15 protein-coding genes and 2 pseudogenes are annotated in these 15,996 nt (G+C 37.7%); 12 read left to right on the top strand and 5 right to left on the bottom strand.

The window, feature by feature from the left end:
• Window positions 1-206: 206 nt before the first annotated feature.
• Window positions 207-1,652 carry a type I glutamate--ammonia ligase gene (gene glnA / locus D2C78_06520; protein QEF35533.1) on the bottom strand — a complete coding sequence of 482 codons (1,446 nt, stop codon included), beginning with the start codon at window positions 1,650-1,652 and terminating at the stop codon, window positions 207-209.
• 135 nt (window positions 1,653-1,787) lie between these two features.
• Between glnA and D2C78_06515 the strand changes: the two genes are divergently transcribed.
• The 6 genes and pseudogenes from D2C78_06515 (at window position 1,788) to D2C78_06490 (ending at window position 8,133) form a co-directional block, all read left to right on the top strand.
• On the top strand, window positions 1,788-3,851 hold the full coding sequence (locus D2C78_06515) for a DUF262 domain-containing protein (protein ID QEF35532.1): 2,064 nt from the start codon (window positions 1,788-1,790) through the stop codon (window positions 3,849-3,851).
• 59 nt (window positions 3,852-3,910) lie between these two features.
• On the top strand, window positions 3,911-4,363 hold the full coding sequence (locus D2C78_06510; GenBank protein QEF35531.1) for a 50S ribosomal protein L9: 453 nt from the start codon (window positions 3,911-3,913) through the stop codon (window positions 4,361-4,363).
• Between the two features lie 3 nt (window positions 4,364-4,366).
• Window positions 4,367-4,909 carry an ATP-dependent protease subunit HslV gene (hslV, locus tag D2C78_06505; protein ID QEF35530.1) on the top strand — a complete coding sequence of 181 codons (543 nt, stop codon included), beginning with the start codon at window positions 4,367-4,369 and terminating at the stop codon, window positions 4,907-4,909.
• Window positions 4,909-6,239: pseudogene (hslU, locus tag D2C78_06500) on the top strand (HslU--HslV peptidase ATPase subunit). The gene hslV and the pseudogene hslU overlap by 1 nt, the downstream one beginning before the upstream one ends.
• On the top strand, window positions 6,236-7,144 hold the full coding sequence (locus D2C78_06495; protein ID QEF35529.1) for a GTPase Era: 909 nt from the start codon (window positions 6,236-6,238) through the stop codon (window positions 7,142-7,144). Before hslU ends, D2C78_06495 begins: the two are co-directional and overlap by 4 nt.
• The gene (locus D2C78_06490) at window positions 7,141-8,133 is read left to right on the top strand and encodes a peptidase (GenBank protein ID QEF35528.1); all 993 of its coding nucleotides are present in this window, start codon (window positions 7,141-7,143) and stop codon (window positions 8,131-8,133) included. The genes D2C78_06495 and D2C78_06490 overlap by 4 nt, the downstream gene beginning before the upstream one ends.
• Before the next feature lie 79 nt (window positions 8,134-8,212).
• Here the strand turns inward: D2C78_06490 and D2C78_06485 are convergent, their stop codons facing one another.
• Genes D2C78_06485 through rho form a run of 3 tightly spaced genes read right to left on the bottom strand, consistent with a single transcriptional unit; the run spans window position 8,213 to window position 11,201 of the window.
• Window positions 8,213-9,067 (bottom strand): sel1 repeat family protein, encoded by an 855-nt coding sequence (locus tag D2C78_06485; GenBank protein ID QEF35527.1) that lies wholly within the window; start codon window positions 9,065-9,067, stop codon window positions 8,213-8,215.
• Between the two features lie 11 nt (window positions 9,068-9,078).
• Window positions 9,079-9,846: a glutamate racemase gene (locus tag D2C78_06480; GenBank protein ID QEF35526.1), complete on the bottom strand. Its 768-nt coding sequence runs from the start codon at window positions 9,844-9,846 to the stop codon at window positions 9,079-9,081.
• Between the two features lie 38 nt (window positions 9,847-9,884).
• On the bottom strand, window positions 9,885-11,201 hold the full coding sequence (gene rho, locus D2C78_06475) for a transcription termination factor Rho (GenBank protein QEF35525.1): 1,317 nt from the start codon (window positions 11,199-11,201) through the stop codon (window positions 9,885-9,887).
• A gap of 264 nt (window positions 11,202-11,465) precedes the next feature.
• Here rho and rpmE point away from each other — a divergent pair, with 264 nt between their 5' ends.
• The 5 genes and pseudogenes from rpmE (at window position 11,466) to D2C78_06450 (ending at window position 15,047) form a co-directional block, all read left to right on the top strand.
• Complete coding sequence (rpmE, locus tag D2C78_06470) at window positions 11,466-11,669, top strand: 50S ribosomal protein L31 (GenBank protein ID QEF35833.1); 204 nt, start codon at window positions 11,466-11,468, stop codon at window positions 11,667-11,669.
• Window positions 11,670-11,693: 24 nt separating this feature from the next.
• The gene (rsmI, locus tag D2C78_06465) at window positions 11,694-12,581 is read left to right on the top strand and encodes a 16S rRNA (cytidine(1402)-2'-O)-methyltransferase (protein ID QEF35524.1); all 888 of its coding nucleotides are present in this window, start codon (window positions 11,694-11,696) and stop codon (window positions 12,579-12,581) included.
• A pseudogene (gene rlmB / locus D2C78_06460) lies at window positions 12,569-13,251 on the top strand (23S rRNA (guanosine(2251)-2'-O)-methyltransferase RlmB). Before rsmI ends, rlmB begins: the two are co-directional and overlap by 13 nt.
• A gap of 12 nt (window positions 13,252-13,263) precedes the next feature.
• On the top strand, window positions 13,264-14,229 hold the full coding sequence (locus D2C78_06455; GenBank protein QEF35523.1) for a sialidase: 966 nt from the start codon (window positions 13,264-13,266) through the stop codon (window positions 14,227-14,229).
• Window positions 14,226-15,047, top strand: a complete 822-nt coding sequence (locus D2C78_06450) for a hypothetical protein (GenBank protein QEF35522.1) — start codon at window positions 14,226-14,228, stop codon at window positions 15,045-15,047. Before D2C78_06455 ends, D2C78_06450 begins: the two co-directional genes overlap by 4 nt.
• Before the next feature lie 70 nt (window positions 15,048-15,117).
• Here D2C78_06450 and D2C78_06445 read toward each other — a convergent pair whose 3' ends face one another.
• Entirely contained in the window at window positions 15,118-15,555 is a 438-nt protein-coding gene (locus tag D2C78_06445) for a hypothetical protein (GenBank protein QEF35521.1), read from the bottom strand.
• Between the two features lie 140 nt (window positions 15,556-15,695).
• Between D2C78_06445 and D2C78_06440 the strand changes: the two genes are divergently transcribed.
• The gene (locus D2C78_06440) at window positions 15,696-15,995 is read left to right on the top strand and encodes a hypothetical protein (GenBank protein ID QEF35520.1); all 300 of its coding nucleotides are present in this window, start codon (window positions 15,696-15,698) and stop codon (window positions 15,993-15,995) included.
• The last annotated feature ends 1 nt before the right edge of the window (window position 15,996 follow it).

Below are 15,996 nucleotides of genomic sequence, written 5' to 3'. Positions count from 1 at the left end.
TACCCTCTGTTCCCTTAAAGAAAATAAATTTCTACCATAAAATAAAATCTTAAATTAAGGCGACTAAAACCCCACTTTTAAAAAATTAAAAAGCGTTAAGTAAGACTTATCCAAAAAGCAAAAAAAATCAATTTTTCCAACCACTTTTTTGAGAACAAGGTATTTTTGCCTTATTCTAAACTTTTAGAGTGAACCCACTCATTGTTTTAGCATGAATAAGTGGTGATAAATTCAAAGGGATGGGGTTTGCTCTCCCATGGGAACACTTCAGCGTTGAATTTAAGAGATTGATAGGCTTGAATAAATTCTTCGCTAAAGACCTGACCCTCTTTTAAATACTGCTTATCGGCTAGCATTTCTTCTAACGATCTCCTTAAGGTGTGGGGCATTTGTTTGATACCCTTTTCTCTGATTTCATCTAAAGTCAATTTGAAAAGGTTAATATCCATCGCTTCGCCGGGATCGATCTTGTTTTTAACGCCATCCATGCCTGCCATTAAAATCGCTGCAAAAGCCAAGTAGGGGTTTGATGAGCTGTCCGGGAATCTGAATTCAAACCTCGCGCTGTTTTTAGAAATCCCATAAGGGATACGCACGCTCGCACTCCTGTTGTTAGCTGAATAGGTTAAAATAGATGGGGCTTCATATCCCGGAATTAGGCGTTTGTAAGAATTAGTGGAAGCGTTAGTGAAAGCGGCCAACCCTCTAGCGTGGCGCAACACGCCCCCTAAAAAATGCAACGCCAACTCGCTCAAGCCCTTGTAAGTTTCGCCGCTAAAAAGGTTTTCGTTGTTTTTCCAAACACTCACATGGGTGTGCATCCCGCTCCCGTTATCCCCATATAAAGGTTTTGGCATGAAAGTGGCGGTTTTGCCGTTTAAATGAGCGACCATTTTAACCACATATTTGAGTTTTTGGACATTGTCAGCGGCTTCCACTAAATCCCCAAATTTCACGCCCACTTCGCCTTGCGCTTGCGCGACTTCATGATGGACGACAAAAGTTTCTAACCCCACTTGGTTTAAGACTTTCACAATTTCTGTGCGAATATCCATCATCGTATCCGTTGGCGGCACAGGCACATAGCCCCCTTGCTTGCCCGGTCTATGCCCAAAATTCACGCCATTTTCAAAGCTCTTATCCCTATTCCATTCGCCCTCTTCGCTATCCACTTCATAATATTGAGAATTGGAAGCGTCTTTAATCTTAATGGAATCAAAGATGAAAAATTCGTTCTCCGCGCCAAAATAAGCCACATCGCCCAAACCTGAATCTTTTAAATGTTGTAAGGCTTTTTTAGCGATACTTCTAGGGCATTTCTCATAAGGCTGGTTTTTATACACATCATACACATCGCAAAACACGACCACGCTCACATCCGCGCTAAAAGGATCAATGAAATAACGCACCAAATCGGGGGTTAAAATCATATCGGAGTGTTCAATGCCTTGCCAGCCTTTAAAACAACTCGCATCAAAAGGAATCCCCTCTTTAAGCATGCCATGCGTTAAAGCCCCAAAAGAATAAGCGATGTGATTCCAAGTGCCTTTGATATCGCTGAATCTAAAATCCACAAATTCCACTTCATTTTCTTTGCAAAATTCAAAAAATTCTTTGATCTTGCTTTCACTATTTTGAGTTCTTACTATCATTAACCACCTTTAATTGTTATGAATTGAGTTTGATTGATAGGGGTGATTATAGCATTTATGGGGTAAAAAAGTAAAATCTGTATCCAGTTTGATTAAGATGCATGCGGTAAAATCCGCTAAATCAAGGAGTGTATTATGGACGCAAAAGCCACCACACTATTAAAATTTTTTGAAGAAAATCAAAACAATCAATTTGTCATCCCCATCTATCAGAGGTTGTATAGTTGGAAAAAGGAACAATGCGAACAATTATGGGATGATATTATAAAAATTGGCGGAAATGATAAGATGAACGGGCATTTTATCGGTTCTATTTTGTATGTGCGAGTTGATGATACGCACTCTAGCCCATTACTCATCATTGACGGCCAACAAAGGCTCACTACTATCACGCTTTTGTTTATCGCTTTAAGGAATCGCTCAAGCGATGAAGTTAAGCGTAAAAAAATGGAGAGTTATCTTATCAACAGCGGTAATGACGGCGATAAGAAATTCAGACTCATCTTATCAGAGTCTGATAAAGACACCTTGCTGTCTTTGATTGATAAAGACAGAAGAAAACCGAGCGAGCCTTCGTTAAAAATAGTGGAAAATTTTAAATTATTTGAAAAATGGATCCGTAAAAACACCAACAAACTAGAAACGATTTTTAAAGGCTTAGAAAAACTCATGATAGTTTGGATTGCTTTAAAGAAAGAAAAAGATGATCCTCAACTTATTTTTGAGAGCATGAACTCAACGGGCAAGGATCTCAAGCAAACGGATTTGATCAGAAACTACATTTTAATGGGATTAGAGCCAGAAAAACAAAAGATTTTTTATAAGAAGTATTGGAGGGCTATGGAGGAAGTTTTTAAACAAAATGAAACATTGTTTAATCAATTTGTCCGGCATTACCTCACGATCAAAACAGGAAAAACTCCCACTGAGAAAAGAGTTTATGAAGCTTTCAAGGATTACCGGCAAAAAAAGGGGATAGAAATAGAGGATTTATTAAAAGATTTGCAAAAATATTGCGGGTATTTTTGCCAGATTGCATTCAAAAAAGAAGCCGATAAAGATTTAAACAAGGCTTTGAATTTGCTTGTAGATTTAGAGATGGATGTGATCTATCCGCTGCTTTTAGAGCTTTATAGCGATTATAGCGATGGCGTTTTATCCAAGCAGGATTTTATCCCTATTATCTATTTAACAGAGAGCTATATTTGCAGAAGGGCGGTGTGCGGGCTTGGCACAAATAGTCTCAATAAAGTCTTTCCCTCTTTTACAAAAAAGATCAATAAAGATCAATATCTTGAAAGTATAAAAGCGCATTTTGTCTATCTGACAGAAAAACAAAGATTTCCAAACAATGACGAGTTTAAAAAGCTTTTTATTACGATAGATTTTTATCATTTTAAAAAAAAGAAATACTTTTTTGAAAGGCTAGAAAATTTTAACACAAAAGAGCCGGTCAATACTCAAGAATGCACTATAGAACACATCATGCCTCAAACCCTTAATTTAGAATGGAAAAGGGATTTGGGTGGAAATTTTCAAGCAATACACGATAAATACCTCCACACAATAGGGAATCTCACTCTAACCGGTTATAACCAGGATTATAGTAACAATTCTTTCCAAGAAAAAAGAGATATGGAAAACGGCTTTAAACAAAGCCCGTTGAGACTCAATCAAAGTTTAAAAGATTTGGAATCTTTTGACGAAAAAAAGATTGAAAAAAGAGCTAATGATTTAGCGGATTGGGCTTTAAAGATTTGGACTTACCCCAATCTAGATGCAGAAACATTAGAGAAATATAAACCCAAGAAAGAAAAAAAGGCTTATGATTTAAGCTCTTATAACTTTGGCCCTGATTCAAGGGAATTGTTTGATATTTTAAGAAAAGAGATTAAAGCTCTTGATGAAGGGATAACTGAAAAATTTAATCAAAAATATATAGCTTATAAGTTTTTTAAAATAAATTTTGTGAATATTGTTGTGCAAAACAAAGGCTTAAAATTGTATTTAAAAATGGAATTGAATGAATTGCAAGATGAAATAAAGGAAAAACTAAAGATCAGAGATGTTTCTAATATCGGTCGTCCATGCTTTGGAAACATGGAAGTAGAGCTAGAAACAAAAGAGAATATCCCTTATTGTTTGAGATTGATCAAACAGGCTTTAGAAAAACAGATGGGTGGTAGGAATAGGCGATAAAAACCCAACTTATTAAAATAAAGAGTATAATTACAAATTACTTAAAACTTAAAGGGGATATAATGAAGGTTCTATTACTAGAAGATGTGAAAAATTTAGGCAAAGCGGGTGAAGTGTGCGAGGTTAAAGATGGCTATGGGAATAACTTTTTAATCGCTAACCAAAAAGCCAAACTCGCCACTAACGAAGTGATCAATAAATATAAAGCCGAAGTTAAAAAGAAAGCGGAAAAAGAAGCCCTAGAAAAGGCACAAAAATTGCAAATGGTAGAAACCTTACAAACCATCACGCTGACTATCCACAAAAAAGTCGGCGCGAACGGCTCTTTATTTGGAGCGATCACTAAAGAAGAGATCACAGAGCGTTTGAAAGAACAGCATGCGAGTTTAAATTTAGATAAAAAAGACATTGAGCTCAAACACCCGATTAAAAGCACAGGGATTTATGAGATTGAAGTCAAGCTTGGATCGGGGGTTGTTGGCGCGTTTAAAATTGATGTGGTGGCTGAGTAGAAAATGTTTGAAGCGACAACGATCCTAGGCTATAGAGGGGAATTGAATCATAAAAAGTTCGCGCTCATTGGAGGTGATGGGCAGGTAACTTTGGGTAATTGCGTGGTCAAAGCCAATGCGACAAAAATCAGAAGCTTGTATCACAACCAGGTTTTAAGCGGGTTTGCCGGGAGCACTGCGGACGCTTTTAGTTTGTTTGATATGTTTGAACGCATTTTAGAGAGCAAAAAAGGGGATTTGTTTAAAAGCGTGGTGGATTTCAGCAAAGAATGGCGCAAGGATAAGTATTTACGCCGATTGGAAGCGATGATGATCGTTTTAAATTTGGATCACATTTTTATTTTGAGCGGCACGGGCGATGTTTTAGAAGCTGAAGACAATAAGATCGCTGCTATTGGGAGTGGGGGGAATTACGCCTTAAGCGCGGCTAGGGCTTTGGATCATTTCGCTCATTTAGAGCCTAAAAAACTTGTAGAAGAGTCCTTAAAAATCGCAGGGGATCTTTGCATTTACACCAACACGAATATTAAAATTTTGGAGCTTTAATGTCTAAATTGAATATGACTCCACGAGAAATTGTCGCTTATTTAGATGAATACATCATTGGGCAAAAGGAAGCTAAAAAGTCTATCGCTATCGCTTTTAGGAATCGTTACAGGCGTTTGCAACTGGAAAAATCCTTACAAGAAGAAATCACGCCTAAAAACATTTTAATGATTGGTTCTACTGGCGTGGGTAAAACGGAAATTGCAAGAAGAATAGCAAAAATCATGGAACTCCCCTTTGTGAAAGTGGAAGCGAGCAAATACACAGAAGTGGGTTTTGTGGGGCGTGATGTGGAGTCTATGGTGAGGGATTTGGTCAATAACAGCGTGCTTTTAGTGGAAAATGAGCATAAAGAAAGATTAAAAGACAAGATTGAAGAAGCGGTTATAGAAAAAATCGCTAAAAAACTCCTACCCCCTTGCCTAGTGGTGTGAGCGAAGAAAAAAAACAAGAATACGCCAACAGCCTTTTAAAAATGCAACAAAGAATCGCGCAAGGCGAGTTGGATAGTAAAGAAATTGAAATTGAAGTGCGTAAAAAAAGCATAGAGATTGATTCTAATGTGCCGCCTGAAATTTTAAGGGTTCAAGAAAATGTGATTAAGTTTTTCCATAAAGAGCAGGATAAAGTCAAAAAAACTTTAAGCGTTAAAGAGGCTAAAGAAGCCCTAAAAGCAGAAATTAGCGACACGCTTTTAGATGGCGAAGCCATTAAAACGGAAGGTTTGAAGCGTGCGGAAAGTTCAGGGGTGATTTTTATTGATGAAATTGATAAAATCGCTGTAAGCTCTAAAGAAGGAAGCCGTCAAGATCCCAGTAAAGAGGGGGTTCAAAGGGATTTGTTGCCGATTGTAGAGGGGAGTGTGGTGAATACGAAGTATGGCTCTATTAAAACAGAGCATATTTTATTCATTGCAGCCGGGGCTTTTCATCTTTCTAAACCAAGCGATCTCATTCCTGAATTGCAAGGCCGTTTCCCCTTAAGGGTGGAGCTAGAGAGTTTAACCGAAGAAATCATGTATATGATTTTAACTCAAACTAAAAACTCTATCATCAAGCAATACCAAGCCCTTTTAAAAGTGGAAGGCGTAGGAATTGCGTTTGAAGATAGTGCGATCAAAGAGTTAGCCAAACTTTCTTATAACGCCAATCAAAAAAGTGAAGATATAGGCGCTAGAAGGTTGCACACCACCATTGAAAAAGTGCTAGAAGACATTAGTTTTGAAGCGGAGGATTATTCTGGGCAAAATGTTACTATCACTAAAGAGTTGGTCCAATCAAAGCTAGAGGATTTAGTGGCTGATGAAAATTTAGTGAAGTATATTTTATAATGAAAACTAAGGCGGGCTTTGTAGCTCTTATAGGCAAACCAAACGCTGGAAAAAGCACTCTTTTAAACACTTTATTAAACGCTCATTTAGCCCTCGTTTCGCATAAGGCTAATGCGACCAGAAAATTAATGAAATGCATCGTGCCTTTCAAAGATAAAGAAGGGTATGAGAGCCAGATCATTTTTTTAGACACACCAGGGCTCCATCATCAAGAAAAATTACTCAACCAGTGCATGCTCTCACAGGCTTTAAAAGCGGTGGGCGATGCTGAATTGTGCGTTTTTTTAGCTTCTGTGCATGATGATTTAAAAGGGTATGAAGAGTTTTTGAGTTTGTGCCAAAAACCCCATATCTTGGCTTTGAGTAAGATTGACACCGCCACGCACAAGCAGGTTTTGCAAAAAATACAAGAGTATCAACAATACGCTTCGCAATTTTTAGCCCTAGTGCCTTTGAGTGCGAAAAAATCTCAAAATTTAAACGCGCTTTTAGAATGCATCAGCAAGCATTTAAGCCCTAGCGCATGGCTTTTTGAAAAGGATTTGATGAGCGATGAAAAAATGCGCGATATTTATAAGGAAATCATTAGGGAGAGTTTGTTTGATTTTTTGAACGATGAAATCCCTTATGAAAGCGATGTGATGATTGATAAATTTATAGAAGAAGAACGCATAGACAAGGTGTATGCGCATATTATCGTAGAAAAAGAAAGCCAAAAAAAGATCGTGATAGGCAAAAACGGGGTGAATATCAAACGCATCGGGACTAGCGCTAGATTGAAAATGCAAGAAGTGGGCGAAAAAAAGGTTTTTTTAAACTTGCAAGTGATCGCTCAAAAATCATGGAGTAAGGAAGAAAAGAGCTTGCAAAAACTGGGCTATATCCATAAAAGGGGTATGGATTGAAAAAGGTATTACCGGCTTTATTAATGGGGTTTGTGGGCTTGAATGCTAGTGATCGTTTATTAGAAATCATGCGCCTTTATCAAAAACAAGGCTTGGAAGTGGTGGGTCAAAAGCTGGATTCTTATTTAGCGGATAAGTCTTTTTGGGCAGAAGAGCTTCAAAACAAGGACACGGATTTTGGCTATTATCAAAACAAGCAGTTTTTATTTGTGGCTAATAAATCCAAGCCCAGTTTAGAGTTTTATGAAATAGACAACAACATGCTTAAAAAAATCAACAGCTCTAAAGCCCTTGTAGGCTCTAAAAAGGGCGATAAGACTTTAGAGGGCGATTTGGCCACGCCTATTGGAGTGTATCGTATCACGCAGAAATTAGAGCGCTTGGATCAATATTATGGCGTTTTGGCTTTTGTAACGAATTACCCTAATTTGTATGACACCTTGAAAAAACGCACCGGGCATGGCATTTGGGTGCATGGAATGCCTTTAAATGGCGATCGGAATGAATTGAACACCAAGGGCTGTATTGCGATTGAAAACCCGCTTTTAAGCTCTTATGACAAAGTGTTAAAAGGCGAAAAAGCGTTCCTCATCACCTATGAAGACAAGTTTTCTCCTAGCACTAAAGAGGAATTGAGCATGATTTTAAGCTCCCTTTTCCAATGGAAAGAAGCTTGGGCTAGGGGCGATTTTGAACGCTACATGCGTTTTTATAACCCCGATTTCACTCGCTATGACGGCATGAAATTCAACGCTTTTAAAGAGTATAAAAAAAGGGTGTTTGCAAAAAACGAAAAAAAGAATATCGCTTTTTCTTCTATCAATGTGATCCCTTACCCCAACTCCCAGAACAAACGCTTGTTTTATGTGGTGTTTGACCAAGATTACAAAGCCTACCAGCAAAACAAGCTCTCTTATAGCTCTAATTCTCAAAAAGAACTCTATGTAGAGATTGAAAACAATCAAGTGTCTATTATAATGGAAAAATAAGAAAAATAAGACTCTGTTTTAATGAGAGTAATCTAAGCGGATTTTTCTAACTCTCAAGTCAAACAAGTTTGATGAAAAACTACAGAGCTTCCATAGCTTTTTCATAACCAAATTCTGCGGATTTTTGCAGGAATTTTTTAGCCCTATTTTTTTGTTTTCTAACGCCAAGCCCTTCTTTATAAGCGATTCCAATTCTATAAAGGATCTCCCCCATTTGTTGTTTGAGTAAAATAATATTGCTTGAAATTTCAGCAATGTCTTCCCAAAGAAGTGTCTTATCTTTGATTTGAGTGGATTTCTTAACAAGTATTCCAAACTTCTTTCCAAATTTTATAGGATTCGCACTCAAACTTGAAAGATCAATGAATCGCGATCCAATAAGCATACTAGTGAACGCAAGGTTTGGTAATCTAAAATTGTTAGCAAAATAATTTGTGCTTTTATTAGAAAACATGCGAACCACATGCCTGTAAGTCTTAAGCGCTTGTTTCAAATCCTTTTTCATCCCTAAGCCTTGCGCTTGCATGCGTCCTAAAATAAGAGCGCCCCCTAACAACCCGCTCCCATACCCTTTGATAGCGTTTTCTGCATAGAATTGCACTTTTTTGTAATCCACTTTCACGCCCTTTCCCTCCAAATACATTTTGGCTAAATAAACGCTGCCAAGCCCAATGCTGTATTCTTGCGCCAATCTAAAATCTTTAAAGGCTTGCTTGTATTGGCCTTGATTAAAATGGTCTAAACCATTTTCAAAATAATATGTCTTATGATTTCGTGCAATTTCATCCCATTGATTTCGCGCCCTTTCATCCCAATCATCACTGATGCTAATATATTCATCAGCTATACAAAGTGAAAACGGCAATAATAAACCCAATAAAAGCAATAAAGGCTTTAAAAAAGAGAGGGTGGTGCGATAAAAATCTTTAAACATGTCAAGTCCTTTTACAATTTGAGCCATTCTTTAGCCTGTTTTTCTAGCCAGATCACATCGCCGCTCGCATGAAATTCCACTTTAGGGAATGCGTGTGCATTTTTCTTAAGGGTGTATTTTTGTTGCAAATATTCTACAATAGCATCGCCCGAATGGATGAGTAGGGGGGGCGTTGAAAGGGCAAAATGCTCCATAAAATAGCCCTCAATTTTTTGAGCGATTAAGGGAAAATGCGTGCAACCTAAAATGATCACTTCAGGTAAAATCTTTAAGGGAGTGAAATAATAACGCATGCAAGTTTCTAACAATTCGCCCTCTAAAATATTTTCTTCAATCAAAGGCACAAAAAGAGAAGTGGCTAAATGCGAAACATTCAAATAGCCTTGTTGTTTCAGGGCGTTGTCATAAGCGTTGGATTGGATCGTCGCTTTTGTCCCTAGCACTAAAATAGAGGCGTTTTTATCTTTTACTTGTTGTTTGATCGCTAAAATGCTTGGCTCAATCACGCCCACAATAGGGATTTTGGAATGCTTTTGCATCTCTTCTAAAGCTAGAGCGCTCGCTGTGTTGCATGCCACAACCAATAATCCAATCTGGTGCGGTTTGAAAAAATCCAAAGCCTCTAAGCCAAATTGCTTGATCGTGGTGGGGTCTTTAGTGCCATAAGGCACTCTAGCGCTATCGCCGTAATAGATGATTTCATCAAATAGTTGCGCTTTTAAAAGGCTTTTTAAAACGCTAAACCCTCCCACACCGCTATCAAAAACGCCTATTTTCATGACACTTTTTTTAATTTAATGGGATTTAATGAGGGATTTTATTTTTCATTCATTAAATTTAAAAATTCTTCATTGTCCTTAGTTTGTTGCATTTTAGAATACACAAAGCTTAAGGCTTCTATGTCATCCATTTGTTGCATCACATTCCTTAAAACCCACACTTTAGTCAAGCGGTCTTTGCCAAGCAAGATATTATCTTTTCGTGTGCCGGATTTTAAAATATCAAAGGCTGGGTAAATGCGCCTGTCCGCAATATTCCTCGCTAAAACGATTTCGCTATTCCCGGTGCCTTTAAATTCTTCAAAAATCACCTCATCCATTCTAGATCCCGTTTCAATCAACGCCGTAGCGATAATCGTCAAGCTCCCGCCTTCTTCAATATTCCTTGCGGCTCCAAAAAAGCGCTTGGGTCTGTGCAAGGCGTTCGCATCCACGCCCCCGCTTAAAACCTTACCGCTTGAAGGCGTTACAGCGTTATACGCTCTGGCTAAACGGGTGATAGAATCTAATAAAACCACCACATCTTTGCCCATTTCCACGCGCCTTTTAGCCCTTTCTAAGACTAATTCAGCGATTCTTATGTGGTTATTAGCGGGCAAATCAAAAGTGGAGCTAAAAACTTGACCTTTAACGCTTCGTTGCATATCCGTTACCTCTTCAGGGCGCTCATCCACTAAAAGGATGATCAGCTCCACTTCAGGGTGGTTAGAAGTGATGCCTTGGGCGAGCTCTTTCATCAGCTCCGTTTTCCCGGTTCGTGGTGGTGCAACGATCAAAGCCCTTTGACCTTTCCCCACAGGGCTGAATAAATCCAGCATCCTGCCGGTAACTTTAGTGGGTTCGTATTCTAATTTGATTTGTTCATCAGGGAATAGGGGGGTTAGATTGTCAAACAAAGGGCGGTTTTTAATCTCATCTGAAGGCAAATAATTGATGGCTTCTATTTTCAAAAGGGCGTAGTATTTTTCCTGGTCTTTGGGGGATCGCACTTGACCGGTAACAATATCGCCATTCCTTAAAGCAAAGCGCCTGATTTGAGAAGGGCTAACATAAGTGTCGTTATGCCCGTCTGAAAAACTCCCATCAAACCCCCTTAAAAAGCCATAGCCATCAGGCATGATTTCTAAAATCCCGGTAAAAAGAATGTATCCGCCTTGCGTGACTTGGGTTTTTAAAATTTCAAACATCAAGTCTTGTCGTTTGAATTCTTGGGGGTTTTCTACTTTGAGCTTGTTAGCGATTTCTAAAAGCTTTTCAGTAGGGTAGGTGCGTAAATATTCAATGTGATAACCGCTCACTGGCGTGTGTGTTTTGACTTTGTGCGAACTTTTGTGCGTAGGCGCGTTTTCGTTCATTAAATTTCCTTTTAACAAAAAGAGGTTTCTAGTTTGTTGCAATTAAGATAAAAATACAAAAAGCTAAAGCATTCTTAAAAAATTAGTGTAACCAAAAGATGCTAATAAGTGGCGCATGCCACAAGTGTTGAATTTCGTAATGCTTTGCTATGCTATCATAATTTTTTTAACAAAGTCAAATTTTATTTTAACTTTAGAGTGGTTTTAATTTGTTGTTACTTATGCTATAATTTTAAGTTTAAATTTAAAAATAAAGGATACTTGATGAAAAAAGGCATTCACCCCGAATACATCCCATGCAAAGTTACTTGCGTAACGAGCGGGAAAGAAATTGAAGTTTTAAGCACCAAACCTGAAATGCGTATTGATATTTCTAGCTTTTGCCACCCTTTCTATACCGGTAGCGATAAAATCGCTGACACTGCAGGGAGAGTAGAAAAATTCAAGCAACGCTACAACTTGAAGTAACTCTTTTAAAAAGCGTGGCTTTTTGTGCTGTATTTTTTGCCCACTCCTATAGGTAATCTCGCTGACATTACGCTACGCACACTAGAAGTTTTAGAGCGTTGCGAGATTTTTTTATGCGAGGATACAAGGGTGAGTAAGAGGTTGTTGCACTTGCTTGCACAAAACCCTATTATCAGCCATTCTTTCCCAAATATCGCTACTAAAAAAAGGGAGTTTATCGCTTTCCATTCGCATAATGATCAGGAATTTTTAAACCAAATAGAGCCTTCTTTTTTTGACAAAGAAATCGCTGTGATGAGCGATGCGGGCATGCCAAGCTTGAGCGATCCAGGCATGAGTTTAGCCGCTTACGCTTTGAAACATAACATTCAATACGATGTTTTGCCTGGGGCTAACGCACTCACTACGGCGTTTTGCGCGAGCGGGTTTTTAGAAGGGCGGTTTTTTTACGCCGGCTTTTTACCTCATAAGAGTAAGGAAAGGCGCTTAAAAATCGCTAAAATTTTAAACGCTTTAGCGTATTTAGAAGAAAAAACCCCGGTGGTTTTTTATGAAAGCCCGCACCGATTGTTGGAGACTTTAAAGGATTTAAACGATTTGGCTCAAGGCATGCATTTGTTTGCGGCTAAAGAGCTTACCAAACTCCACCAGCAGTATTATTTAGGAGAAATTTCTCAAATCATAGAGCGGTTGCAACAAAATAATATCCAAGGGGAGTGGGTTTTAGTGCTTTTGAATGAAAAAAAAATAGAGCCTTGCATGGGGCTATCGGCGTTATTGGAGTTGGATTTACCTCCTAAAATTAAGGCTAAAATTGAAGCCGCTATGACACAAAAAAACGCTAAAGAGCTTTATTTCCAGCGTTTGTTAGAAGAAAAAATCAATAAAAAGGGTTTAGCATGCAGGCAGTAATTTATGGCAAGCAAGTGATTATGCACCTTCTAAACTCTCATCAAGAAAAATTGCAAGAAATCTATCTTTCTAAAGAAATAGACAAAAAATTTTTTTTCGCGCTCAAAAAAGCATGCCCTAATATCATCAAAGTGGATAATAAAAAAGCGCAAAGCTTGGCTAAGGGAGGGAACCATCAAGGGGTTTTAGCTAGGGTGGAACTGCCTTTGGCGGTTTCTTTAAAAGAGGTTAAAAAAGCTCAAAAACTTTTGGTGCTTTGTGGGATTACGGATGTGGGGAATATTGGGGGTATTTTTAGGAGCTCGTATTGCTTAGGAATGGATGGCGTTATTTTAGATTTTGCTAGAGAATTGGCTTATGAGGGGATTGTGCGATCCAGCTTGGGGCTTATGTATGATTTGCCTTTTAGCGTTGCGCCTAACACGCTGGATTTGATCAATGAATTGAAAACGAGCGGGTTTTTATGTTTGGGCACGAGCATGCAAGGCTCTAGTCAAGTAGAAAATCTATCCTTAAAAAAATGCGCTCTTTTTTTGGGGAGTGAGCATGAGGGGTTGTCTAAAAAATCCTTGCTAAAATGGACGCTATATTGAGCGTAAAAATGCGAAGAGATTTTGATTCGCTCAATGTGAGCGTGGCAGCAGGGATCTTAATGGATAAAATCAACTAGGTGGTCAATTGAATGGAACAGCATAAAAAAAGTTTAGAAAATTTAGATCTTTCTGATGTTCAAAACATTTCTAAAGATATTTCTGGTGCGGCATTAGAAGAATTATCGCTTAAAAATTTAGATAAAAATTTGCAGATTTTAAGAGAGATTGGCATACAAGAAATTTACAAAGCGACTAAAATCGCTTCTAAAAATATCAACTACATATTAGAAAAGCGTTATGAGTCTTTATCAAGGGTGCGTGCTAGGGGCTTTATACAAATTTTAGAGCGCGAGTATAAAATTGATTTGAGTGCATGGATGAAAGAATTTGATAAGGCGTGCGCTTTTAAAGAGGGTGCAAGTGAAGAGCAAAATCAAGAAACAGACCCTGAAGAAACAGCAAAAAACCCTTTGAAAGTTGAGATAGATTATAGCATCAATCAGGCCAATACTTCATTATCCAAAAAATCTTCCAAATGGAAACCCTTTGTTTTGGTTTTAGGGGTGGTTGTCATTATTTTGGCGGTCGTTATCATTCAAAACAGCTCTTCTTTAAAAGAAGAAAGAGGGCAAGAAAGCGCTATTAAATCCGGCACTAAAAAGAATTCTTTCAATAAAGTTAATCCTACAGAAGAAAACAAGCCAGAGCCAACGCCTAAACTAGAAGAAAAACCAAAAGAACAAGACAAGCAAGAAAAAGAAGCGATCAAAGAAGATCCTAATACCATTTATATTATCCCTAAAAAAGATATTTGGGTGGAAGTGATTGATTTAGATGAGAAAAAAAACTCCTTTCAAAAGGTTTTTAAAAAAAATTATTCTTTAGAAACCAAAAACCACCGCTTGTTGTTGCGTTTTGGGCATGGGCATCTTAGCCTTAAAAACAACCATCAAGAACAAGAATATAACGATGGAAAAACTAGGCGGTTTTTATACGAGCCAAATAAAGGCTTAACGCTCATCAACGAGGCCCAATACAAAGAACTCCAGCAATGAAAAACCTTTTTTTAGCTTTTATTGTTGGGGGAACGCTTTTAAGCGCTGATGCTTTAAATGATAGGATTGAGAATTTAATGGGGGAGCGAGCTTATCAGGTGAACAAGCTTTTTTTAGAGCGTTTGTTTAAAAATCGTAAGGATTTCTATGTAATGGGGCGTTTGGATTCCTTGAAACTGCTCAACACTCTCAAAGAAAACGGGCTTTTGTCTTTTAATTTTGACAAGCCAAGCATGTTGAAAATCACTTTCAAGGCTTCAAGCAATCCCCTAGCGTTTGCCAAAAGCATCAATAATTCTTTAAGCATGATGGGGTATTCGTATGTTTTGCCTATTAAAATGCAAAGCTCTTTGGGCGAGAATGTTTTTTCATACGAGCTTAAAACGGAATATGTTTTAGACCCTAACATTTTGATAGAGACGATGAAAAGGCATGGTTTTGATTTTGTGGATATTAGGCGCATATCCTTGAAAGAGTGGGAATACGATTTTTCTTTACAAGAAGTCAAGCTCCCTAACGCGAGAGCCTTAGTTTTAAGTAGTGAACCTGTGGAATTTAAGGAAGCGAGCGGGAAATACTGGCTGAGCGTGAATCAAAACGCGTATTTAAAAATAAGCTCTAATAACCCTTTGTGGCAACCCAAAATCATTTTTTATGATGAAAACTTAAAGATCATTCAAATCATTGCTAAAGAAAACAGACAACAAGAAATCGCTCTTAATTTGCTCAATGGCGTGCGTTTTATCCATATCACTGACGCGAAAAACCCTATCATTTTAAAAAATGGGATCAGCGTGGTTTTTGATGCGATGCCTTAAGTAGGGTAACCCTTATCCAATTGATTGGAATATAAGAAAATACGCTTTCAGGCTTGAAAAAAAGAGAGCCTTAATAATAGCGATCCACCCAATATTTACCAAAAAAAATCTTTTGTATCACACAGCCCACCAATAGCCCAGCTCCCGCTTCTATAAAAAGGACAGCCCACCAATTAATAAAACCAAACCATACAAAAAATAAATGCGCTGGTAAAGCGCCAAGCAATAGTGAAACGCCGCTTACAATAGAAATTCCAAAGCGGGTTTTAAGGATTTTACTTTTTTTGCCAAACGCCATGTCTGCTACAAATTCCCCACTAAAAGAAATCAAAAACCACCAAATCAAATGTTCAGGCATCAATGACCAATCCACTCCACTATTTCTATTAACCGCTGTAATGACAAAAAGTGAGAAAAAATACACGCTCAAAGATGCAAAATGCCTGCCCCTATTCCTTAAAGACCAATTCCTAGAAAAGCGGCTTTTGATTTTTTCATATATAACCATGGGATTTCTTTCTTTTTTAAAATACCATTAGACCTAACTTCTGTATTGTAAAATAAGAATGCTTTCATTCAATACGCTGATCATGATGATTGTCTTTTTATATTCAAACAAAAGGATAGAGATAGCAGATTAGTAACACAATGATGTTTTTATATTATTTTACAAACTATGTAAAATATCTGCTTTTTTCTAAAATGATAGCAAGTGGTGAAAAATTTGGCTTTGTTTTTATTGAGCGTTGGTTATCAAAAAATATTGCATTTTTAAGATTGGATAGTAGAGAGATTGATTTTATTCAAGCGGTATTTTTTAAAGCGGTCTTTAGGGATTTAGGGGAGATTTTAGTTGTAGGGGGAGAATTATTTCAAAATACCCCTTATTTCTTTAAGAAAAACACACAATTTTTAAAGTTAAAGAACCAATTATCAAGATTTCATTAAG

It is taken from the genome of Helicobacter pylori (assembly GCA_008032935.1).
Classification (GTDB): domain Bacteria; phylum Campylobacterota; class Campylobacteria; order Campylobacterales; family Helicobacteraceae; genus Helicobacter; species Helicobacter pylori_CX.
The sequence above is the reverse complement of the archived record's forward strand: the minus strand, read 5'-3'. Positions and strand labels throughout refer to the sequence as shown.

What these genes read in the sequence shown, in the direction of transcription:
- glnA (QEF35533.1), bottom strand. Translation starts at nt 1,652, where the DNA reads ATGATAGTAAGAACTCAAAATAGTGAAAGCAAGATCAAAGAATTTTTT.
- D2C78_06515 (QEF35532.1), top strand. Translation starts at nt 1,788, where the DNA reads ATGGACGCAAAAGCCACCACACTATTAAAATTTTTTGAAGAAAATCAA.
- hslV (QEF35530.1), top strand. Translation starts at nt 4,367, where the DNA reads ATGTTTGAAGCGACAACGATCCTAGGCTATAGAGGGGAATTGAATCAT.
- D2C78_06485 (QEF35527.1), bottom strand. Translation starts at nt 9,067, where the DNA reads ATGTTTAAAGATTTTTATCGCACCACCCTCTCTTTTTTAAAGCCTTTA.
- D2C78_06480 (QEF35526.1), bottom strand. Translation starts at nt 9,846, where the DNA reads ATGAAAATAGGCGTTTTTGATAGCGGTGTGGGAGGGTTTAGCGTTTTA.
- rho (QEF35525.1), bottom strand. Translation starts at nt 11,201, where the DNA reads ATGAACGAAAACGCGCCTACGCACAAAAGTTCGCACAAAGTCAAAACA.
- rpmE (QEF35833.1), top strand. Translation starts at nt 11,466, where the DNA reads ATGAAAAAAGGCATTCACCCCGAATACATCCCATGCAAAGTTACTTGC.
- D2C78_06455 (QEF35523.1), top strand. Translation starts at nt 13,264, where the DNA reads ATGGAACAGCATAAAAAAAGTTTAGAAAATTTAGATCTTTCTGATGTT.
- D2C78_06450 (QEF35522.1), top strand. Translation starts at nt 14,226, where the DNA reads ATGAAAAACCTTTTTTTAGCTTTTATTGTTGGGGGAACGCTTTTAAGC.
- D2C78_06445 (QEF35521.1), bottom strand. Translation starts at nt 15,555, where the DNA reads ATGGTTATATATGAAAAAATCAAAAGCCGCTTTTCTAGGAATTGGTCT.
- D2C78_06440 (QEF35520.1), top strand. Translation starts at nt 15,696, where the DNA reads ATGATGTTTTTATATTATTTTACAAACTATGTAAAATATCTGCTTTTT.